The sequence below is a fragment of the Nonomuraea sp. SYSU D8015 genome (genome assembly GCF_008065375.1).
Classification (GTDB): Bacteria; Actinomycetota; Actinomycetes; order Streptosporangiales; family Streptosporangiaceae; genus Nonomuraea.
On the sequence record NZ_VJYI01000007.1, the window covers coordinates 335,280 to 356,151 of the forward strand.

The following is a 20,872-nucleotide window of genomic DNA, read 5'->3' on the forward strand; positions in this document are numbered from 1 at the left end:
AGGAGGACCAGAGCCGCGGGGAGAAGCGTCTTGAGCAGACTCTATGGCGATCCGATAGAGGTGTGGACCAGGGACGGGGAGCCGACCCAGTTCGTCTGGCGCGATCGGCTCTATCTCGTTCGCCGTGTCCTCGACCACTGGGTGGTCGCGCGCGAGTGGTGGAAGACCGGCGAGGGCGACCCCGGTGAGCGTCAGTTCTGGCGGGTGGAGGCCAGCCCGGGGCGCGAGGCCGGCTCGTACGAGCTGCGTTACGACACCGCCAGCAACGGCTGGCTGCTGCTGAGGGCGTGGGACTGATGGCGCCCCCGTTCCCGCACCTCCACGTGTGCTCCGCCTACTCCATGCGCTACGGCACCGCCTTCCCGCAGGCGCTGGCGAGCCGGGCGGCCGAGCACGGCATGGACATCCTCGCGCTGACCGACCGCGACGGCCTCTACGGCGCGATCAAGCACGTCCAGACGTGCGCCCTGGCCGGGATCGCCCCGGTCCTCGGCGTGAACCTGGCGCTCGACACCCCCGCCTCGGCGTTCATCCCCGTGCCGGGGATCCCTCGCCCCCGCCCCAAGACCGGGCCGAACGCCGAGGACCGGGTCACCGTGCTGGCCCGCGGCGGCGGCTGGTCCCGCCTGTGCCGCCTCGTCACGGCCGCCCACTACGCGGGGGAGCGCGGCGCGCCCAAGGTGACCAGGGAGCTGGTCGGCGAGTGGGCCGGGGGCTCCGATGGTGGGCGGGGCGGCGACCACGGGTTCGGCGCCGACGACGGGCTCGTGGTGCTGCTCGGCCCCCGGTCCGACGTGGGCCGCGCGGTGGCCGAGCGGCGCGACGAGCACGCCAGGACGCTGCTGGGCCTGTGGAAGGCCGCGGTGCCCGGCGTGGTGATCGAGCTGGTCGACCAGTACGGCTTTCGCGACGCGACCACGGCCGTGCGCATGCTGGGGCTGGCCGAGTCCATGGGCGTGCCCGCCGTGCTGACCAACGCGGTGCGCTACCTCGACCCGGCCGACCACCAGGTCGGCGACGTGCTCGACGCGGCCCGCCAGCTCGTCCCGCTGCACCCGCGCCACCTCGAGCGCACCACCTCGCACGCCTACCTCAAGAGCACCAAGGAGATGTGGCAGGTGGCGGCCAAGGTCTGCGGCGCGGACCAGAAGCGGACCGGGCGGCTGCTGTTCACCACCAGGCGGCTGGCCGAGGCGTGCTCGATGGACCCGCTCGACCTGCTCGCGCTGGAGAACGACCCGCCGAACCTGCACCTGCCGGAGATCGGCCGCGACCCGGTGCCGCTGCTGCGCCACCGGGTCGAGGACGGGCTGATCAGGCGCGGGCTCGACCGCTCCGACGACGCCAGGAGCCGGCTCCGGGACGAGATGGCCATCATCGAGAAGAAGCGCCTGTCCGGATATTTCATCGCCGTGGCCGGCATCACGGACATGATCCGCGAGATGGGCATCCGCTGCGCCATCCGCGGCTCGGGCGCCGGCAGCCTGGTCAACTACCTCATCGGCATCGGCGAGATCAACCCGCTCGAGCACGGCCTGCTCATGGAGCGCTTCCTGTCCGAGGGCCGCATCGGGCTGCCCGACATCGACGTGGACGTCGAGTCCGCCCGCCGGCTCGACTGCTACAAGGCCATCTTCGACCGGTACGGCGAGGCCCGCGTGGCCTGCGTGTCCATGATGGAGACCTACCGGGCGCGCAGCGCCATCCGCGACGTCGCCGGCGCGATGGGCCTGCCGCCGCACGAGATCGACGCGATCGCCAAGGCGTTCCCGCACATCAGGGCCAGGCAGATCACCGCCTCCCTGCGCGACCTGCCCGAGCTGCGCGAAAGCCGGCTCGGCGAGGCCGGCCTGGACCGGGTGTTCCGGCTGGCGGAGAAGCTCGACGGCCTGCCCAGGCACATCGCGCTGCACCCGTGCGGCGTGCTGATCGGCAACGCCGGGCTGCGGGACCGGACCCCGGTGGAGCGCAGCCTGCTGGAGTTCCCGATGTCGCAGTTCGACAAGGACGACGTGGAGGAGGCCGGGCTGCTCAAGCTCGACGTGCTGGGCGTGCGGATGCAGTCCGCGCTGGCGTACGCGCTGAGCGAGATCAAGCGCGTGGACGACGTCGTGGTCGAGCTGGACACGCAGCGCGGCGACGATCCCGCCGTCCAGTACGTCCCGCACGACGACCAGGACACCTACGACATGGTCTGCGCCGCCCGCACCCTCGGCTGCTTCCAGATCGAGTCGCCCGGCCAGCGCGAGCTGGTGGCCAAGCTGGAGCCGCGGACGCTGCACGACCTGATCGTGGACATCTCGCTGTTCCGGCCGGGGCCGGTCAACTCCGACATGGTCACCCCCTACCTGGAGGCCAGACACGGGTGGCGGCAGCCGTACTATCCGCACGAGCGGCTGCGGGAGGCGCTCAAGGAGACGCACGGCGTCGTGGTGTTCCACGAGCAGGTCCTGAAGATCATCGCGGAGATGACCGGGCGCGACCTGTCGTTCGCCGAGAAACTGCGGCGCACCCTCGACACGCCGGAGGGGCGGGAGCGGGTGCGCAAGACGTTCGTCCCCATGGCCAGGGCCAACGGCTTCGCCGACGCGGCCGTGGAGCGGGCCTGGCAGGTGCTGGACGCGTTCGGGGCCTTCGGGTTCTGCAAGGCGCACGCGGCGGCCTTCGCGCTGCCGACCTACCAGTCGGCCTGGCTCAAGCGGCACCACGCGGCGGCGTTCTTCGCCGGGGTGCTCACGCACGAGCCCGGCATGTACCCTCCGCGCGTCATCATCGACGAGGCCAGGCAGTGCGGGATCAAGATCCTGCAGCTCGACATCAACAAGTCGGGCAAGGACTGGCGGGTGGAGCGGCTCGGGCCGCGCGTACAGGTGCGGGTGCGCCCCGCCCAGCTGGAGGGCTCGCCTCCTCCGGCGCGGCGGAAGTTCGAGATCGGGGAGATCGGCAAGGGGTACGCGCTGCGGGTGCCGTTCTCGGCGATCAAGGGAGTGAGCGAGGCGGAGGTCGAGCGCATGGTCGCCGGGCAGCCGTACACCTCGCTGGCCGACTTCTGGGACCGTGCCCGGCCCTCGCGGCCCACGATCGAGCGGATCGTCCAGGTCGGCGGCCTGGACGCGCTCCACGACCTGCACCCGGGCGGGCCGCGCTGGCGGCCAGGCGAGCTGACCCGGCGCGACCTGATCGCCCAGGTCGGCGCGCTGGAGCGGGCCTCGTCGAGCGGTGTGCGGGCCGGCTCCCACACCTCCAAGCGCTATGCTCCCGCCCGCCCCGCCCGGGCGGCCGCCCCGCCCTCGGTGCAGCTCCCGCTGGGCTTCACCGAGCACCTGCCGCCGGGGGAGCTGCCCGAGATGACGGAGTCGGAGATGGTCGAGGCCGAGCTGGAGATCCTCGGCATCGACGTCAGCCGTCACATCATCAGTTTCTACGACGAGCTGCTCGACCAGCTCGGAGTGGTACGTTCCAAAGACCTGCTCAAGCAGCGCAACGGCGCCGACGTGCTGGTGGCCGGGGTCAAGGTGGCCACGCAGACGCCTGCCGTGCGCTCGGGCCAGCGCGTCATCTTCACCACGCTCGACGACTCGACCGGGCCGATCGACCTGACGTTCTTCGAATCGGTGCAGGGGCGCTGCGCGGCGACCGTCTTCGGGGCCTGGCTGATGCTGGCCAGGGGAGTGGTGCGGCGGACCGGGGCGCGTGCGGTGTCGATGCGCGCGGTGGACTGCTGGAACCTGGCGGACCTGGACGTGCTGTGCCGCGCCCAGGGCATCGAGGCGGTCCGCGCGCTGCTCGCCCGGGCTCCGGAGGAACTGGAGGGGGTCGGCGGGCGCCGCATCGAATACCCCAACGGCTTCCAGCTCTCGCCGTACTCCGACCTCGGCCCCGCCATCGTCACCCCGCCCAGAAAGCTCTGGCACTCCAGCCCGGGCAGCTCCGGCCCCACAGCCGCCTGAACCACCCACCACGCCGGCCCGTCCGTGTGCGGCCTCGCAGGGCCGTGCGGGCCGAGGGCGGCGCGCTCCAATCCCGTGCCGGAAGGTAGTCAGCCGGTGCGGCCGATGGGGGTGGAGCCGGGGGCCGGGCTCGGGCGCGGGGAGAACGCGCGGACGGTGGCCAGCGGGGAGCGGGCCATGCGCTGCAGGCGGGTCAGCTCGCGTACCGTGGCCGCGCACAGCACGGCGGCCACCACGGCGCACCCCAGCTCCGGCAGCCCCATCCCCGTGAGGTCACCGGCGGACGAGTCGAGCGGCACCCAGACGGTGACCAGTGCGAGCGTGGCGAGCCAGCTGACCCACCACCCCAGGAGCAGCGCCAGCCACCGCCCGCGCTGCCCCCCGGGCGGCCGGGCGCCGCGCCACACCTCGTCGACCAGCACCACGGGCGCGACCAGGTTGAAACCGGGGATCAGCCAGGCGGCCGCCACCCGACCGCTCGTGACCGAGCGGTCGTTGGCCTGACGGGCCCGTACGAGCCACGTCACGTACGCGGCACCGGCCGCGATGGAGGTGCCCACCACGACCATGATCAACAGTGCGAACACGGTCACCGCCCCCACGACCGCCTCCGCGTCGGCCCCGTGAGGCCGGCCGCCGAACTCGGCGAGCTGGGCGGCGAGCCGGCGGCCGCGGGCCTGCTCGAAGATCACGAGGGCGGCGAGGGAGAGAATTTGCGCGGCGAGCGTCACATATACGGCAAAGGCGGCTCTGGTAGGCGGTGCCTGGGTGTAGCGCACGATGTTCTCCCCCCGGGCCATGCGCTGAGGTTCTGATTCACTTCTATCCCGGGAGCCCCTCGGTTAATCAGCTCACCACGCCGGATTCCCACGCCCAAGCTGCGATTCCCACCCGATTCCTGACACCGAGTTTGGCCTGGATGCTGCCCAGGTGCGTCTTGACCGTCGAGAGCGACACGAACAGCTCCGCGGCCACCTCCTTGTTGGTGCGCCCCCTGGCGACCAGCCGCACGACGTCCAGCTCGCGGTCGGTCAGCGGGTCGTTCGCCGGGAGCGCGGGCGGCCGCTTGGGCTGGGCCAGGTGCTGCAGCAGCCGTACGGTCACCGACGGCGACACCAGCGCGTCACCGGCCGCGGCCGCCCTGACCGCCTCGATCAGCAGCGTGGGCCCGCTGTCCTTGAGCAGGAACCCGGTCGCTCCGGAGCGCAGCGCGCCGTAGACGTATTCGTCCAGGTCGAACGTCGTGACGATGACCACCCGCAGCGGATCCTCCACGCCGGGACCGGCCAGGATCCGGGTCACCTCGATCCCGTCGAGCTTGGGCATCCTGATGTCGAGCAGGCACACATCCGGCCTGAGCCGCCTGGCCTCGGAGACGGCCTCGGCCCCGTCGGACACCGCCGCGACGACCTCCATGTCCGGTTGTGCGTCCAAAATCATCTGGAAGCCGGTGCGCACCAGTTGCTGGTCGTCGGCGATGAGAACCCGAATAGTCACAGCCCCAACTCTAAGGATCGGCCGTTCGGCCGAGGCGGTTATGGACTCACGGCCGATCCCGCGACCCGCCCGCCCTCGCCAGGCTGAACGTCATGAACGACGTGCTTGTTGGACGAGCCCTGGCCAAACGGTTCGGGCAGACGGTCGCCCTGGGCGGCGTGGACATCGCGGTACGGGCCGGCGAAGCCGTGGCGATCATGGGGCCGAGCGGTTCCGGCAAGTCGACCCTGCTCCACTGCCTGGCCGGGATCATGAAGCCGGACGCGGGCGAGGTGCACCTGCTCGGGCAGCGCATCGACGCGATGGGCGAGCGCAAGCGCAGCGCGCTGCGCCGTACCCGCTTCGGCTTCGTCTTCCAGTTCGGCCAGCTCCTGCCCGAGCTGCCCGCCGAGGAGAACGTGGCGCTGCCGCTCATGCTGGGCGGGGTGCCCAGGACCCAGGCGGTACGGCAGGCGCGCGAGTGGTTCGCGCCGCTCGGCCTGCAGGGGATGGAGGGCAGGCGGCCCGGCGAGCTGTCCGGCGGGCAGGCGCAGCGGGTGGCCATCGCCAGGGCACTGGTGACCAAGCCGGCAGTGGTGTTCGCCGACGAGCCCACGGGAGCGCTCGACCAGCAGACCGGTCACGGCACGATGCGCCTGCTGGTCGAGGCGACCAGGCACAACGGCGCCTCCCTGATCGTGGTCACCCACGACCCGAACGTGGCCGGCTGGTGCGACCGCACGGTCGAGGTCCGCGACGGCCTCCTCCTGACCACCGGGGTGCACGCGTGAACCTCGATCTGACCTGGCGGCTGCTCAAGGGCGGCGGGCGGAGGGGCCTGCTGGGCACCTGGCTCACGCTGGGCGCCGTGGCGGTGTCCACGGCGCTGCTGCTGTTCGCCGTGGCCGCGAACTTCGCCTTCGACGCCAGGGCCGACCGCGGCGCCTGGCGCAACCCGGTCCCGGCCGGCGACGGCGCCGCGGTGGCGATCGAGGCGTCCCGTTTCGACTACGTGCGCGACCAGGCGATCACCGTCGTCGACCTGGCGGCGCTGAAGGACGGCGTCCCCGCGCCGCCCGGCCTGCCGCGCTTCCCGAAGCCGGGAGAGGTGTGGCTGTCCCCGGCCTTGGCGGAGCTGACCAGGGAGCTGCCCGCCGATCAGTTCGCCGACCGCTACCCGAACCGCGCCGGCGTGCTGGGCGACGCGGGACTGGTGCACCCGGACGAGCTGGTCGCGGTCGTCGGCCACGAACCGGACGCGCCCGCGATGGTCGCGGCGCGCAGCGACGACTGGATCGTCGGCAAGGAGCCCACCAAGGTGGCGAGCCTGGCGGGCACGCCCGGCGAGGACGCGGAGGCGTACAAGGCGCTGGCGCTCGTCGCGAGCGTGCTCATGGTGGTGCCGCTGCTGGTGTTCGGCGGCGCCGCGGCCCGGCTCACCGTGGCCAGGCGCGACCAGCGGCTGGCCACGCTCCGGCTGGTCGGCGCGACGCCGGGCCAGGTGGTCGCGATGACCGTGGCGGAGGCGGTGCTCGTGGCGCTGGCCGGCGCCCTCGCGGGGGCCGTCGTCTTCGCCCTGGCCGTGCCGCTGCTGGCCAGGATCGAGATCCAGGGCGGTCCCTGGTTCGTCGCGGACCTGTTCCCCAGCCTGACAGACCTGGGCGCGGTGGTGGTCGCGGTGCCGCTGCTGGTGGGGTTGTCGGCGGTGATCGGGCTGCAGCGGGTCGTGGTGAGTCCGCTGGGCGTGGCCAAGCGGGAGACGCCGCCCGCCATGCGGTTCGTCCGGGTGCTCGTGCTGCTCGCGGTGCTCGCCGTGTTCCCCATGCTGACCAAGGGCACCAGCGTCGCGATCGTCGCGGTGGCGCTCGCCCTCGCGTTCCTGTGCCTCAACCTCGCCGGCCCGTGGGTGGTCGGCCTGATCGGCAGGATCACGGCGGCCGGCGCGCGCGGACCCGCCCGGCTGCTGGCCGGGCGCAGGCTGGTGGACGATCCGCGCTCGGCCTGGCGCACGGTGAGCGGCGTGGCCTTGACCGGCTTCGTGGCGGGTTTCCTCGGCCTGCTCAGCCCGGACGCGTTCACCACCCAGAGCGGGTCTCCACAGCTGAGCGTCACCGCACCCCCGGGGCAGGTGGAGCGGGTCGCCGACCAGGCTCGCGAGCGGCTGGCGGCGGCCGAGGTGACGGCCACCGTGGAGTCCCGCGAGCGCGTGGTCGTGGCCGCGCTGGGCAGCTCCGCCGACGCGGCCACGGTGGATCGGGCGCGTACCGCGCTCGCCGGCCTCGTCCCCGGCCGCACCCCGACGACGGAGGCCGACGAGCAGCGCTTCGGCATCCAGATCCTGGACGACATCCGCGTGGGGACCGTCGTCGTGCTCTCGGTGTCGTTCCTGGTGGCCATCGCCAGCGCGGGCATCACGGCCGCGTCGTCGATCCTGGACCGGCGGCAGACGTACGGGCTGTTGCGGCTGGCCGGCACGCCGCTGGAGGTCCTGGACCGGGCGCGGCGCTCGGAGACGCTCATCCCGCTGGCGGTGATGGGCGGTGGGGCGATCCTGGTGGGGGTGTTCTGCGCGATGCCGTTCATGATGGGCTCGATCAGCACAGTTGGTGTGATCACGCTGGCCGGCTGTGTCGTGGCCGGGTTCGCCGGGGTGATCGGCGCGGGGGCCATGAGCAGGCCGCTGCTCCGCTCGGTCACCGCCGACCCGGCCCCCCGCCCCGACTGACCAAGTCCCCCGCCCTCATCGGCCCGCGCCCGGCCCTGCTCGTGCTCAGCCGCGCCTGACCCCTGCGTGTCCCACCGGACCTACGCCCGCACCCGCGCCCGCGGCGCGGTGCCTGGACAGGGCGGAGTTCGACGGCCACTTGCGTCTGGTCCACAGGCAGGGCCTCGGGGCAGGGGCATGGGGGCACGGATCATGGGGGCAGGGCCAGGGCCTGGGACACGGCCGGAGGCGGTGCTCGGCGCGGCAGGAGGGGATGCTCGGCGCGGCCGGGGGCGGAGCCCGGTCGCGTCAGCCGAGGACGAGGTCGCGGATGAGCTTCAGTGAGGGCTCGTCGCGCGGGCCCATGACCAGCAGGCTCGTGACCGGGCTCTTGCGCCACAGCTCCAGCCGTTCCTTGATCCGGCCGGGCGGCCCGACGAGCGAGATGCCGTCGGCCAGCTCGTCCGGGATCGCCCGGAACGCCTCGTCCTTCTTCCCCGCCAGGTAGAGCGACTGGATGTGCTCGGCGGCCTCGGCGTACCCCATCCTGCCCATGATGTCGGCGTGGAAGTTGCGATGCCGGGCCCCCATGCCGCCGATGTACAGCGTGAGCATCAGCTTCACCCCGTCCAGCGCGGCCCGTACGTCGTCGGAGACGATCACCATCACCATGGCCGCCACGTCGAAGCCCTCGGGCGCCCCCGCGAGCGACTCCCCGTACAGCTCCTCGATCTTGCCCGGGAACGTGAACAGCGGCAGCCAGCCCTGGGCCACCTCGGCGGCCAGGGCGACGTTCTTCGGACCCTCTGCCCCTAAATAGACGGGGATGTCCGGGCGGAGCGGATGCGTGATGAGCTTGAGCGGCTTGCCGAGGCCGCCCGCCAGCGGCAGCGGGTAGTGGGGGCCGTCGCTGGTCACAGGCTCCTCACGACGCCACACCTTGCGCATGATCTCGACGTACTCGCGCGTCCTGGCCAGCGGCTTGGCGAACGGCTGGCCGTACCAGCCCTCCACGACCTGCGGCCCCGACGCGCCCACGCCGAGCAGCAGCCGGCCACCGGTCAGGTGGTCGAGGGTCATGGCGGTCATCGCGGTCGTGACGGGCGGCCTGGCCGAGAGCTGCGCGACCGACGTGCCGAGCTTGATGCGGCTGGTCCGCGCGCCGTACCAGGCCAGCGGCGTGAACGCGTCGCTGCCGTACGCCTCCGCCGTCCACACCGAGTCGTAGCCGAGGCGTTCGGCCGCCAGCACCGTCTCGGTCGCGTCGTCGGCATTGCGCTGCCAGTAACCCAGTTGGAGCCCGAGCTTCATGTGACACCTCCGGAATTAAGTTCTATTACGGCCGCGCCGGGTCCGGGTGTCAATGGAGGATCTTCCGGGGAAGTCACACTCCGTGCTCAAAGGTCTCTGCCGGGTCGCCTGTCTGCTGCTGCTTCTCCTGCCGGCGGCCGAGCCCATGGCGGCGGCGAGCGCGTCGCGCCCGAACGTCGTCCTCATCGCGGTCGACGACCTCGAGGCCGGCGCGCTGCCGAACTTCCCGAACATCACCCAGCACCTCGTACGGGAGGGCGCCTCGTTCGACCGGTTCTTCGTGACGAACTCGTGGTGCTGCCCGTCCAGGGCGTCGATCCTTCGCTCCCAGTACGTCCACAGCCATGGCGTCCTGACCAACACCGCCCCGGAAGGCGGCTTCGACCGCTTCCACGGCCAAAGTCTGGAACGTTCCACAATCGGCACCTGGATGAGGCAGGCCGGGTACCGCACGGCGCTGATGGGCAAGTTCCTCAACCACTACCCCGGACAGTCCGCCGATGAGGCGTACGTGCCACCCGGTTGGGACGAATGGGCCGTTCCCGTACGCAACCTGTACGAGGAGTACGGCTACCGGCTCAACGAGAACGGCACCCTTACCGACTACGGCTGGGCCGAGGACGACTACCTGTCCGACGTGCTGGCCCGCAAGAGCCGCGACTTCATCATCGGCTCCAAGGAGCCGTTCTTCCTCTACCTGGCCCCGGTCGCGCCGCACAATCCGGCCAACCCTGCCCTGCGGCACGCGGACGCGTTCCCGCTGGCCATGGCGCCGCGGACGCCGTCGTTCAACCAGGCGGACGTGAGCCTGGAGCCGCTGTGGCTGCGCAGCCTGCCCGTGCTCGGGCAACCGGAGATCGACGCGATCGACGAGCGCCACCGCGCCAGGCTGCGGGCCATGCTGGGCGTGGACGACCTCGTCGGCACCGTCGTCGAGACGCTGCGGGAGACCGGCCGGCTCGACGACACCTACATCATCTTCACCTCGGACAACGGCTTCCATCTCGGCACGCACCGGCTCACGCAGGGCAAGACGACCCCGTTCGAGGAGGCGATCAGGATCCCGCTCGTGGTCCGCGGCCCCGGCGTCACGCCCGGCTCGACGATCGCGCAGCTGGGCGTCACGGTGGATCTGGCGGTCACGGTCGCGGAGCTGGGCGGGGCCACGCCGCCGGCGTTCGCGGAGGGGCGGTCCCTGGTGCCGCTGCTGCGGGGCCGGCCGCCGGCGCGGTGGCGGACGAACGTCCTGGTCGAGTTCACCCGGCCGGCCAACCGGGCGTCGTCCAGGCAGACCCCGGTGCCCGCTTACCAGGCGTTGCGAACGGATCGGTACACGTATGTGCGGTACGACACCGGGGAGCGGCAGCTGTACGACCTGCAGGCCGATCCGTACCAGCTGCGGAACCTGGCGGCCGAGGCCGACCCCGCCCTGCTGGCCGATCTCGACGAGCGGCTGGCGGGGATGGTGGCGTGCTCGGGAGCGAGCTGCAGGGAAGCCGACATGCGGGAGTGATCAGTGCCCGTCGGAGAACAGTGAGTGGTTCGCGACGGTGGTCGTTTAGGCGTGCGTGTGACATCGGTGGCCGCACGGATCCGTAAGCATGAATCGCTCAAACGTTCTACCGCGCAGGGTCAAATACCAGTAGTCACGGTCACGCTCCGCGAGATGAGGAGGTGGGCAGGGGTATGCGGCCGCATCGAGGTGCCGATGATCGGCCAAGGGCGATCTCGCGGCGTTCCTGCGGTTCGGTGTCCGGCTCCCTGCACCCTGCCTGGCATGGGGGCGAGCGTGGCTGAGGTGCGGCCGATCGATCCGCCGTTTGTCGTTCCCGGGTCCTCGGGGGGTGGCGGTCCGTGACCGTCTCAAGGGACTGACCGCGCAGGATGACAGGGTGCTGCGGTTGGTCGGTGCGCATCTCGGCTCGCTGGCCTCGCGCGATCTCAGTGGGCGCTGGCCCACCGCGGCCGGCTGGCGTACCTGCAGGACCTGGAAGCGGGGATCACCGCGATCACCCGGCGTCTTGCCGTGCCGGTAGGGCAGAAGGGCGCCAAAGACGCCCCGCCCGGCTACCGCTCGCGGCAGGAGTGGTTCGCCAAGTCCCGCCGCCTGCGGGTGCTGAAGGACTGGCTGGCCGCCGTGCGGGCCGACTGGCAGGCCGGACGGGTGCGCATCGTGCGGGGCGGCAAACGGTTCGCCAGGATGCGGCACAACCTGCAGGCCGCCACGTTGTCTGAGAGCGTATGGCGGCAGCAGTGGCAGGCGAAGCGGTGGTTCCTGCAGGCCGATGGCGAGTCGGGCAAGCGGTACGGCAACGAGACGATCCGCCTCAGCCCGACCGGTGAGGTGTCGATCAGGCTGCCAGAGCCACTCGCGCATCTGGCCAACGCGCCGCACGGCCGGTACGTGCTGGCCGCGCGGGTGCGGTTCGCGCACCGCAGCACCGGCTGGGCTGATCGTGTCGCGGCTGACCGGGCGGTGGCCTACCGCATCCACCTCGACGTGCGGCGTGGCCGCTGGTACATCACCGCCTCCTGGCAGATCCCGGCCGCCCCAGCCATCCCCATGTCCGCCGCGCTTACCCACGGTGTGATCGGCGTGGACACCAACGCCGATCACCTGGCCGCCTGGCGGCTGGACGTGCACGGCAACCCGATCGGCAACCCCCGCCGCTTCACCTTCCACCTGTCCGGCGGCGCCGTGCACCGCGACGCCCAGGTCCGCCACGCCCTAACGCGGCTGCTGCACTGGGCACGTACCTGCGGGGTGAAGACCATCGCCATCGAGGACCTGGACTTCCAGGCCGAGAAGAGCCGGGAGAAGCACGGCGGCCGCAAGAGGTTCCGGCAGCTGATCTCGGGCATGCCCACCGGCAGGCTGCGCGCGCGGCTGACCTCGATGGCAGATCAGACCGGTATCACGATCATCGCCGCCGATCCGGCGTACACCTCCAAATGGGGCGCCCAGCACTGGCAGGCCCCGCTGACCAGCAAGACCCGTACGACCACCCGTCACGACGCCGCTGCCGTGGCGATCGGACGACGCGCCCTCGGGCACCCGATCCGGCGACGGACGGCACCGCCCCCTGCTCACCGGAGCGATGAGCAGGGGCATCGGACCATCCAGGCCCGACCGGGAACCTGCGGGCGCCAGGGAACCCGCCCCCCGAGCACCGGACCATGCACACGATGCATGCCGCCGGGCCGTGGCGCGAAAGCGGGCGACCAGTGTGCCCAGCACCGTTCGAGGCACACGGCTGAGCAACTCCTGCTCAGTCCCTAGGAACGGTAGGCGTGCGCGAGGTGCTCGGAGACGGCCCGGGCGGCTTCGTCCGCCTCGCCCCGGTCGATGGCCTCCAGGATGCGTACGTGGTCGGCGCGCAGGACCGAGGTGTCGCCGAGGCGTTCGACCGCTTCGACCGCGTACCTCCGCATCGAGTCGCGCAGCGACCGCATGATGGCGGCGATGAGCCGGTTGCCGGACGCGTCCGCGATCGCGCAGTGGAAGGCCGTGTCGTGCTCCACGAACTCCTCGGCCGAGCCCGCCGCGTCCATCCCGGCGAGGGCGGAGACGAGCGCCGAGGTGTCGGCGCGGACGGCGGCCGCACGCGTGGCGGCCCACTCCTCGATCATGTGCCGGGCGTCGATGACCTCGCGCATCTCCAGGCTCGCCAGCCCGAGATGCAGCCTGAGCAGGTCCGTCAGCGCCGACTCCGGACGCGCGATCAGCACCGCGCCCGCGTCCGGCCCCCGTCCCACCTGCGAGGACACCACACCCAGCGTCTCCAGCACACGCATGGCCTCGCGCACCGACGAGCGGCTGACGCCGAGCTGCTCGGCGAGCTGGCGCTCGGCGGGCAGCCGGTCGCCCGCCGTCAGGCCGTCCTCGGCGATGCGCCGTTCGATCTGCGCGAGCACGTCCTCGAACGTCCGCGTGCGCTTGACCGGACGCCAGCCGCCGCCGTCCACCAGAGCCTCCTTGATATGGTCTGACCATACTGTGGTCAGACCATATATGAGAGGAGAGCCGTGCGAGTCGCCCTGTTCATCACGTGCGTGAACGACACGCTCTTCCCCGGCACCGGCAAGGCGGTCGTGTCGCTCCTGCGCAGGCTCGGCTGCGAGGTGGACTTCCCGGCCGCCCAGACGTGCTGCGGCCAGATGCACGTCAACACGGGTTACCGCGCGGAGGGGGTGCGGCTGGCGCGCCACTTCACCGAGGTCTTCGCCGGGTACGAGGCGGTCGTCGCGCCGTCGGGCTCGTGCGCGGCCATGGTGCGTGAGCAGTACCCGAAACTGGCGAAACCCGGCAGCAAGGGCGCGGCGGCGATCGCCGAGGTGGTGCCCAGGGTGTACGAGCTGTCCGAGTTCCTGATCGACGTGCTGAAAGTCGAGGACGTCGGCGCATATTTCCCACACCGGGTGACATATCACCCGACGTGCCACTCGCTTCGCGGCCTCCACCTGGGCGACCGGCCCACCAGGCTGCTCCAGCACGTCCGCGGCCTGGAGCTGGTGCCGCTGCCCGGCGCCGAGGAGTGCTGCGGCTTCGGCGGCACGTTCGCGGTCAAGAACCCGGCCGTCTCGGCGGCCATGGGCGCAGACAAGACCCGCAACATCCTGGACACCGGCGCCGAAGTGCTGTGCGCGGCGGACAACTCGTGCCTCATGCACATCGGGGGCACGCTGAGCCGCCAGAAGACCGGCGTCAGGACCATGCACCTGGCCGAGATCCTGGCGTCAACGGAGGAGGCCCAATGAGCTCGACATTCCTCGGGATGCCCGGAGATTTCCCAAAAAACGCTGAGAAAGCCGTTCAAAACTCGCAACTCCGCTACAACCTCCGCAAAGCCACGCACACCATCCGGGGCAAGCGGGCGAGCGTCGTCGGCGAGCTGCCCGACTGGCAGGAGCTCCGGGCGGCCGGCAAGGCCATCAAGGACCACACCCTGCGCAACCTCGACCGCTACCTGGTCCAGCTGGAGGAGTCCGTCACCAGGGCGGGCGGCACCGTCCACTGGGCGAGGGACGCCGCGGAGGCCAACCGCATCGTGGCCGGCCTGGTCAAGGCCACCGGCGAGACCGAGGTGGTCAAGGTCAAGTCCATGGCCACCCAGGAGATCGAGCTCAACCAGGCGCTCGCCGCGGAGGGCATCACCGCGTACGAGACCGACCTCGCCGAGCTGATCGTCCAGCTCGGCGACGACTTCCCGAGCCACATCCTGGTCCCCGCGATCCACCGCAACCGGTCGGAGATCCGCGAGATCTTCCTCGACAAGATGCCCAAGGTCCCCGACAACCTGACCGACGACCCGCCGGCCCTCGCCGAGGCCGCCCGGCTCCACCTGCGCGAACGCTTCCTCAAGAGCAAGGTCGCGATCTCCGGCGCCAACTTCATGGTCGCCGAGACCGGCACGCTCGTCGTGCTGGAGTCCGAGGGCAACGGCCGCATGTGCCTGACCCTGCCGCGGACGCTCATCAGCGTGGTCGGGATCGAGAAGCTTCTGCCCACCTGGCGGGACCTGGAGGTGTTCCTCCAGCTCCTCCCCAGAAGCTCCACGGGCGAGCGGATGAATCCCTATACGAGCATGTGGACCGGCGCGGTCGAGGGCCAGGAGTTCCACCTGGTCCTGCTCGACAACGGCCGCACCGACGTGCTCGCCGACGAGGTCGGCCGCCAGGCGCTGCGCTGCATCCGCTGCTCGGCCTGCCTCAACGTGTGCCCGGTCTACGAGCGCGCGGGCGGCCACGCGTACGGCTCGGTCTACCCGGGGCCGATCGGCGCGATCCTCACCCCGCAGCTGCGCGGCATGGGCTCCGAGCTGGACGCCTCGCTCCCGTACGCCTCCAGCCTGTGCGGCGCCTGCTACGAGGCCTGCCCGGTCGCCATCGACATCCCCGAGGTGCTGGTGGACCTGCGGGCCAAGGCCCCGCACTCGGCCGCCGAGCGGGCCGGCATGAAGGTCGCGGGCTGGATACTCAACGACCACGAGCGGCTCGCCAGGGCCCAGCGCGCGGCCACCAAGCTGCGCAAGCTGGTCCCCAAGCGGTTGCCCGGCCCGCTGTCGGCGTGGACCGACACCAGGGACGTGCCCGAGATTCCGGAAGAATCCTTCAGAGACTGGTGGGAGCGGAATGAGCGCGCGTGACGAGATCCTCGCGAGGATCGGCAAAGCCGTGGCGGGGGCCGAGGACGTGGAGATCCCCCGCCACTACCGCACGACGCAGCAGGCGGACGACCTCGTCGGGCTGTTCGCCGAGCGCGTGGACGACTACCGGGCGATCGTGCACGTGCTGCCGGCCGCCGAGGTGCCCGCCAAGATCGACGAACTCGTCGCGGGCCGTCGCATGATCAGGCCCGACGGCGACGGATGGGACGACCTCAACACCGCCGACGGCGTGGTCACCACCTGCGCCGTGGCCATCGCCGAGACCGGCACGATCGTCCTCGACCACGGCCCCGGCCAGGGCACCAGGGCCCAGACGCTCGTCCCCGACTACCACGTGTGCGTGGTCAGGGCCGATCAGATCGTCTCCTGCGTGCCCGAGGCCGTCGCCAGGCTGGCCCCGGCACGCCCGCTCACCTGGATCAGCGGCCCGTCGGCCACCAGCGACATCGAGCTCAACCGGGTGGAGGGCGTGCACGGGCCCAGGACGCTGGAAGTGATCATCAGTACCTGAGCACGGCCGCCACGTCCTTGACGGCGTCGGTGAACCACAGCTCCGCGTCCGTCATCGCGGCGGCCCTGGCCAGCGCCGAGTCCGCGCGTTCCTGGACCGGCTCGGCGACGCCCCAGCGGTGCAGCTCGTCCCGGTCGGCGGCGAGCTGCGTGCCGCCCTCGCCGGTCCAGACGGGCTGCGGCAGGTCGCCGGGCGAGAGCAGCGCGTGCACCCTGCCTTCGCGCAGGGCCCGTGCGACGTCCTCCATGCCGACCGGGCCGGCGTCTTCCTGGTGGCGTTCGAGCAGCTCGGCGCGCCTGCGGTCGAGCCAGTCGTCGAGGGCCCGCTCCACGTCCTCCTCGAACTGGCCGTGGTCGCTGCGGCTGCCGTGCTCGACCATCATCACCCGGTCCGCGGACTTGGTGCCGAGGTGATGCAGCAGGTACGAACGCGACTTCGGCTCGCCGGCCACGATGATCAGTTCCGCGCCGATGCGGCGTACCTGCTCGTCGATCTCGTGCGCGACGGCCACCGCGTTCTTCTCCCACGTGTCGTCGACCGCCCGCTCGTATCGCTTCTGCGACCAGCCGCCCTGGGCGGTCTTCTGCAGCGGCCACTCCTCGGCTTCCACGGTGGTCCTGCGCGGAGACCCGCCGCCGAACACCGTCAGCTCCGCCCCCGCGTGGTCCACGATGACGCGGATGTGCGGGACGTTCTCGCCCCGCTGCCTGAGCATGGGCGTGACGTGCGGCAGCGGCGAGCACATCGCCAGCTCGGACGGCGTCCGCTCCAGCGACTCGGCCAGCACCACCTCACCGCGCGTGGCGAACAGCGCCCGCCCGGCGGCCGCCTGCATGGCCTCCGCCTCCAGCGCCTCGACCGTCGCGGGATCCACCCCGTCGAGCCGTTCGAGCTGGTCGCGGATGCCGCGCCAGTGCGCCTTCCGCTCGGCCACGGTGAGCGCACCCAGGTACACCGACGCGTAGGGGCCGCGTCGTTCGTACAGCGGCCGGATGAAGTCGAGCCGCACCGGTCACCACCTCCGCTTTTCCACGCCGATCCCGAGGGCCTTGGCGACGTCGTTCATGTTCGTGTACTGCCGTTCCGGGAGGGACCTGACCATGTCGACCACCGGGTCGGGCGCGCCTGCCTCTTCGACGTGCCGCTCCAGATCGGCCTTGGACCGGGGCCAATGGGTGTCACTCAGCCACTTCGCGAGGTCGCCGCGGACGTCGACGTCGCGCTGGGTCATGCCCTCCGGAACGCCGGGCTCGTGACCTGGGGGGTACGACCGCATCGATTCCTCGCCGGGCGCCGGCATGGCCTCGGGCTCCTTCCATTCCTGGGCGTGCGTCGTGCCGCCGCCTCGTACCATGCCCTCGGTCTCGTGCTTCTGCTGATCGTCCAGGCGGGGTCCGTGCTTGTCGCTCCCACGTTGCTCCATCGTTCCCTCACTCCTCTCAACTGCGCCCCTACCCCCGCTTTCGTGGGCAAACATCGCGGCTGTGTACCCTGCCGAGCGTGTTCGAGCCCGACGTGAGCATCGCGACGGCCCGGCTGAGGCTGCGGCCGTTCGGCCCCCAGGACACTGGCCGGGTCCGGTCGATCGTGGGGTCCGGCGTCCGGTTCCTCCCGCCCGGGGCGCCCGTCCACCCGTCCGGCGTCGCCCAGTGGCTCGCCTCGGGCGTGCACGAGCTGCGCAGGGCCGGGCAGGGCATGCACCTGGCCATGACGGACGTGGACGGCGTCATCGTGGGCGCCATCAGCCTGTTCAAGACCTCGTGGAGCGCGGGCACGACGGAGGTCGGGTACGGCGTGCACCCCCTCTACCGGAGCCGCGGGTTCGCCACCGAGGCCGTGCGGGGGCTCGTCGACTGGGTGTTCGCGAACACCAGGCTGCGCAGGATCGACCTGACGGCCAACCTGGACAACGCCGCCTCGCTCCGCGTCGCCCAGAAAGCCGGCTTCACCTGGGAAGGCGTGCTGCGCGCCGCGGTCATGGACGACGACGGCCCGCACGACCTGGTCATGTTCGGCCTGCTCCGCGGCGACGACCGCGTCCCGGCGAACACGCTGCCTCGGACGGAGCTGCGGACCGGGCGGCTCCTGTTACGGCCGCCCGTCCCCGCCGACGCCCCCGACCTGGCCGCCACCGCCGCCGACCCGCTCACGCAGGCCAGGACGAGTCTCCCGCCCGGCTACACCGAGGAGGACGCGCGGTCCTTCATCGACGGCGCGGAACAGAGGCGGATCAGGGGCACGGACGCCGGCTGGACGGTCGTGGAGCTGGAAACCGGCCGGTTCGCCATGAACGTGGACATCAGAGATGTCGACTGGAGAAACCGTACGGCCGAGGTCGGCTACATGACCGCGCCGTGGGCCCGCGGCAGGGGCTACGCCGGCGAGGCCGTGCTGGCGGTCGCGGGCTGGCTGTTCGAGCAGGGTTTCCACCGCCTTCAGCTACGCGTGGCCGTGGACAACCCCGAGTCCCGGCGGGTGGCCGAGAAGGCGGGCTTCGTCCGCGAGGGCGTCGCCCGCGCATGCCTCCGCGGCGACGATCTCGTCGTCTACAGTCTCATCCCGTCCGACCTGGCCTGAGGGCACATCGGACTGACCCTTGTACCGTTTGTGAATCCACTCGGCACCCGTCACCCTTGAGGTGAGGAGTGTGAGGCGCAATGATCACGGTTGTCGGCTGGGACGGATCCGAGCTCTCAGCCAAGGCGGTCGACCGGCTCCATGGGGCCGGGCTCGTCGTGGGACCGGACGCCATCATCGGGCAGCTCAAGCTCACCGCGCCGACCGCGGCCGACGGGGCGCTGCTGGAGACCCTCGACGACCACCTCGAGCACGGCGAGGGCCCCGCCGTCGTGATCGCGGAGGGTGATCCCGGATTCTTCGGCGTCGTGCGCAAGCTCCGGGCGCACGGCATCAGACCCGATGTGCTGCCCGCGACCTCGCTGGTCACGCGGGCTTTCGCCTGCGCAGGGCTCAACTGGGAGGATGCGCTGGTCGTCGCCCCGTCCGGCCCGCACCAGCTCAACCGTGCCGTGAACGCCTGCCGCGCCCACCCCAAGGTCGCGCTGATCGTCGCCCCCGGCGTGGGCCCCGGCGAGGTCGCCAGGGAGCTGGCGCCCACCACGCCCCGCGCGCTGATCGTCTGCGAGGACCTCGGCGGACCGGACGAGCGGGTCACGCACAGCCGCATGGGCGAGGCCACGACCAGGCCGTGGAAGGATCCCGACGTGGTCCTCGTCATCGACCCGCTCCACCAGCCCAAGGAGCCCAGCTGGGTGGCGGGGGCGCAGCCGGGGCCCCCCGAGTGGGCGCTGCCGTTCGAGAGCGGGCTCCCGGCGGAGGCGAGGGCGTACATCCTGGCCAAGCTGGGCCCCCGGCTCGGCGACCTGGTGTGGGACGTGGGCGCCGGCGTCGGCGAGATCGCCGTCGAGTGCGCCAGGCTGGGCGCGGCCGTCGTGGCCGTCGAGCGCTCCGAGGAGTCCTGCGCCAAGCTGCGCGCCAACGTGCTCAAGCACGGCGTCAAAGTGGCTCTGACCAGAGGGCAGGCGCCGCCGGCGCTGGAGCCGCTGCCCGACCCCGACGCCGTGTTCGTGGGCGGCGGCGGCGCCGACGTGGTCGTGGCCTGCGCCGCGCGCGGCCCGCGCTCGCTGGTGTGCGCGCTCAGCAAGATCGAGCAGGTCCCGGCCGTGCTGGAGCGGCTGCGCGAGCAGGGCTACCGGGGCGAGGGCACCCAGATCCTGGCCTCCAAGCTGACACTCGAGCCCGACGGATCACACAGCCTGACCGCCTCCGACCCGGTGTTCGTCGTGCACGCGACACCTGCGCACACAGCGTGACCTGTTCCCTACGGGGGCGCATCGGTTATCCTCGCGTGTCTTTGTCCACCACACCGGAGAATCCCTCACGATGAAGCCGCCGCTCCTGCTGATCGGGCAGGGCTCGCACGATGACGCCTACGCCGCGGAATTCGGCAGGTTCGTACACCGGCTCCGCTGCCGACTCGACCAGACCGCCGCCGACGTCTCCGGCGGCTATCTGGAGCGGGCCACGCCGCGGCTGAGCGAGTCCGTCGCCTCGCTGGTCGCCAGGGGCCACCACCGGCTCGTGGCGATGCCGCTGAGCCTCAGCCGCCTGAGCGACGACTTCGGCGCCGCCATGGAGCGCGAGCAGCAGCGGCACCCGACGCTGATGTACGACTACGGCCGCCCCCTCGGCCCCGACCCGCGCGTGCTCGCGTTGCTGGCCGAGCGGCTCAAGGACGCCGCCGGCGAGCTCACCAGGCCGCGCCCGCTCGAGCTCGTGGGCGCCCGGCCCCGGCTGCGCGCCGTCGACGCGCCGGCCCCCGAGGACCTGCACGTGGAGCCGAGCGAGACCGCGGTCGTGCTGGTCGGCGAAGGATCCACGGACGCGGCCGCCAACGCCGAGATCCACCGGGTGTCGCGGCTGTTCTGGGAGACGCATGCCTACGACTTCATGACCGTCGAGACCGCGTTCGTGTCGGTCACCCCCCCGGGAGTGCCCGGCGGGCTCGAGCGCTGCCGCCGCCTGGGGGCCAAGCGTGTGATCGTGGTGCCGTACCTGCTGTTCGCGGGCGGCCTGCTGGAGCGCGTGTGGGCGCAGGCGCTGGCGTACGGCGCGGGCCACCCCGATCTCGACATCCGTTGCGCCGAGGTGATCGGCGACTGTGAGACGCTGGCCGACGTCGTGATCGACCGATACGAGGAAGCGCTGCAACTCGTCCCGTAAAGCGCACGCC

Annotated in this window: 18 protein-coding genes; 12 read left to right on the plus strand and 6 right to left on the minus strand. The window is 71.7% G+C overall.

Annotated elements, in window-relative coordinates; all coding sequences use genetic code 11:
* The first annotated feature begins 30 nt into the window (after positions 1-30).
* Positions 31-297 carry a DUF6504 family protein gene (locus ID574_RS29515; RefSeq protein ID WP_188192224.1) on the plus strand — a complete coding sequence of 89 codons (267 nt, stop codon included), beginning with the start codon at positions 31-33 and terminating at the stop codon, positions 295-297.
* Positions 297-3,950, plus strand: a complete 3,654-nt coding sequence (locus ID574_RS29520; protein ID WP_188192225.1) for a DNA polymerase III subunit alpha — start codon at positions 297-299, stop codon at positions 3,948-3,950. Before ID574_RS29515 ends, ID574_RS29520 begins: the two co-directional genes overlap by 1 nt.
* Before the next feature lie 89 nt (positions 3,951-4,039).
* Here the strand turns inward: ID574_RS29520 and ID574_RS29525 are convergent, their stop codons facing one another.
* Together ID574_RS29525 and ID574_RS29530 are read right to left on the minus strand one after the other, a co-directional pair.
* Positions 4,040-4,750 carry a DUF4328 domain-containing protein gene (locus ID574_RS29525; RefSeq protein WP_188192226.1) on the minus strand — a complete coding sequence of 237 codons (711 nt, stop codon included), beginning with the start codon at positions 4,748-4,750 and terminating at the stop codon, positions 4,040-4,042.
* Between the two features lie 46 nt (positions 4,751-4,796).
* Positions 4,797-5,447 carry a response regulator gene (locus ID574_RS29530; protein WP_188192227.1) on the minus strand — a complete coding sequence of 217 codons (651 nt, stop codon included), beginning with the start codon at positions 5,445-5,447 and terminating at the stop codon, positions 4,797-4,799.
* Positions 5,448-5,539: 92 nt separating this feature from the next.
* On the opposite strand from ID574_RS29530, the gene ID574_RS29535 reads away from it, so the two are divergent.
* Both ID574_RS29535 and ID574_RS29540 read left to right on the plus strand, forming a co-directional pair.
* Positions 5,540-6,217, plus strand: coding sequence for an ABC transporter ATP-binding protein (locus ID574_RS29535; RefSeq protein ID WP_188192228.1), 678 nt, complete (start codon positions 5,540-5,542; stop codon positions 6,215-6,217).
* Positions 6,214-8,151, plus strand: a complete 1,938-nt coding sequence (locus ID574_RS29540; RefSeq protein WP_188192229.1) for an FtsX-like permease family protein — start codon at positions 6,214-6,216, stop codon at positions 8,149-8,151. Before ID574_RS29535 ends, ID574_RS29540 begins: the two co-directional genes overlap by 4 nt.
* Positions 8,152-8,439: 288 nt before the next feature.
* Here ID574_RS29540 and ID574_RS29545 read toward each other — a convergent pair whose 3' ends face one another.
* Positions 8,440-9,441, minus strand: a complete 1,002-nt coding sequence (locus tag ID574_RS29545) for an LLM class F420-dependent oxidoreductase (protein WP_188192230.1) — start codon at positions 9,439-9,441, stop codon at positions 8,440-8,442.
* An 82-nt stretch (positions 9,442-9,523) separates the two neighbouring features.
* Between ID574_RS29545 and ID574_RS29550 the strand changes: the two genes are divergently transcribed.
* Entirely contained in the window at positions 9,524-10,954 is a 1,431-nt protein-coding gene (locus ID574_RS29550; protein ID WP_223167194.1) for a sulfatase family protein, read from the plus strand.
* 513 nt (positions 10,955-11,467) lie between these two features.
* Positions 11,468-12,721, plus strand: coding sequence for a transposase (locus tag ID574_RS29555; RefSeq protein ID WP_223167195.1), 1,254 nt, complete (start codon positions 11,468-11,470; stop codon positions 12,719-12,721).
* Here the strand turns inward: ID574_RS29555 and ID574_RS29560 are convergent.
* Positions 12,718-13,407: a FadR/GntR family transcriptional regulator gene (locus tag ID574_RS29560; protein ID WP_188192232.1), complete on the minus strand. Its 690-nt coding sequence runs from the start codon at positions 13,405-13,407 to the stop codon at positions 12,718-12,720. The two genes, ID574_RS29555 and ID574_RS29560, sit on opposite strands and share 4 nt — an antisense overlap.
* A gap of 60 nt (positions 13,408-13,467) precedes the next feature.
* Here ID574_RS29560 and ID574_RS29565 point away from each other — a divergent pair, with 60 nt between their 5' ends.
* The 3 genes from ID574_RS29565 to ID574_RS29575 are packed head-to-tail and all read left to right on the plus strand — an operon-like array spanning position 13,468 to position 16,119.
* The gene (locus tag ID574_RS29565) at positions 13,468-14,199 is read left to right on the plus strand and encodes a (Fe-S)-binding protein (RefSeq protein ID WP_188192233.1); all 732 of its coding nucleotides are present in this window, start codon (positions 13,468-13,470) and stop codon (positions 14,197-14,199) included.
* On the plus strand, positions 14,196-15,587 hold the full coding sequence (locus ID574_RS29570) for a lactate utilization protein B (RefSeq protein WP_188192234.1): 1,392 nt from the start codon (positions 14,196-14,198) through the stop codon (positions 15,585-15,587). Before ID574_RS29565 ends, ID574_RS29570 begins: the two co-directional genes overlap by 4 nt.
* Positions 15,574-16,119 (plus strand): LutC/YkgG family protein, encoded by a 546-nt coding sequence (locus ID574_RS29575; protein ID WP_188192235.1) that lies wholly within the window; start codon positions 15,574-15,576, stop codon positions 16,117-16,119. Before ID574_RS29570 ends, ID574_RS29575 begins: the two co-directional genes overlap by 14 nt.
* Here the strand turns inward: ID574_RS29575 and ID574_RS29580 are convergent.
* Together ID574_RS29580 and ID574_RS29585 are read right to left on the minus strand one after the other, a co-directional pair.
* Entirely contained in the window at positions 16,109-17,128 is a 1,020-nt protein-coding gene (locus ID574_RS29580) for a baeRF2 domain-containing protein (RefSeq protein ID WP_188192236.1), read from the minus strand. The two genes, ID574_RS29575 and ID574_RS29580, sit on opposite strands and share 11 nt — an antisense overlap.
* Before the next feature lie 3 nt (positions 17,129-17,131).
* Positions 17,132-17,542 (minus strand): DUF2795 domain-containing protein, encoded by a 411-nt coding sequence (locus ID574_RS29585; RefSeq protein ID WP_188192237.1) that lies wholly within the window; start codon positions 17,540-17,542, stop codon positions 17,132-17,134.
* Positions 17,543-17,619: 77 nt separating this feature from the next.
* Here ID574_RS29585 and ID574_RS29590 point away from each other — a divergent pair, with 77 nt between their 5' ends.
* From ID574_RS29590 to ID574_RS29600, 3 genes are all read left to right on the plus strand, one after another.
* Positions 17,620-18,696 carry a GNAT family N-acetyltransferase gene (locus tag ID574_RS29590; protein WP_188192238.1) on the plus strand — a complete coding sequence of 359 codons (1,077 nt, stop codon included), beginning with the start codon at positions 17,620-17,622 and terminating at the stop codon, positions 18,694-18,696.
* 80 nt (positions 18,697-18,776) lie between these two features.
* Positions 18,777-19,952, plus strand: coding sequence for a bifunctional cobalt-precorrin-7 (C(5))-methyltransferase/cobalt-precorrin-6B (C(15))-methyltransferase (locus tag ID574_RS29595; protein ID WP_188192239.1), 1,176 nt, complete (start codon positions 18,777-18,779; stop codon positions 19,950-19,952).
* 70 nt (positions 19,953-20,022) lie between these two features.
* Positions 20,023-20,862, plus strand: a complete 840-nt coding sequence (locus ID574_RS29600) for a sirohydrochlorin chelatase (protein ID WP_188192240.1) — start codon at positions 20,023-20,025, stop codon at positions 20,860-20,862.
* Positions 20,863-20,872: the final 10 nt, after the last annotated feature.

Coding starts and splice junctions, on each gene's coding strand:
- ID574_RS29535 (WP_188192228.1), top strand. CDS start 5,540: ATGAACGACGTGCTTGTTGGACGAGCCCTGGCCAAACGGTTCGGGCAG.
- ID574_RS29525 (WP_188192226.1), bottom strand. CDS start 4,750: ATGGCCCGGGGGGAGAACATCGTGCGCTACACCCAGGCACCGCCTACC.
- ID574_RS29585 (WP_188192237.1), bottom strand. CDS start 17,542: ATGGAGCAACGTGGGAGCGACAAGCACGGACCCCGCCTGGACGATCAG.
- ID574_RS29575 (WP_188192235.1), top strand. CDS start 15,574: ATGAGCGCGCGTGACGAGATCCTCGCGAGGATCGGCAAAGCCGTGGCG.
- ID574_RS29600 (WP_188192240.1), top strand. CDS start 20,023: ATGAAGCCGCCGCTCCTGCTGATCGGGCAGGGCTCGCACGATGACGCC.
- ID574_RS29520 (WP_188192225.1), top strand. CDS start 297: ATGGCGCCCCCGTTCCCGCACCTCCACGTGTGCTCCGCCTACTCCATG.
- ID574_RS29545 (WP_188192230.1), bottom strand. CDS start 9,441: ATGAAGCTCGGGCTCCAACTGGGTTACTGGCAGCGCAATGCCGACGAC.
- ID574_RS29595 (WP_188192239.1), top strand. CDS start 18,777: ATGATCACGGTTGTCGGCTGGGACGGATCCGAGCTCTCAGCCAAGGCG.
- ID574_RS29570 (WP_188192234.1), top strand. CDS start 14,196: ATGAGCTCGACATTCCTCGGGATGCCCGGAGATTTCCCAAAAAACGCT.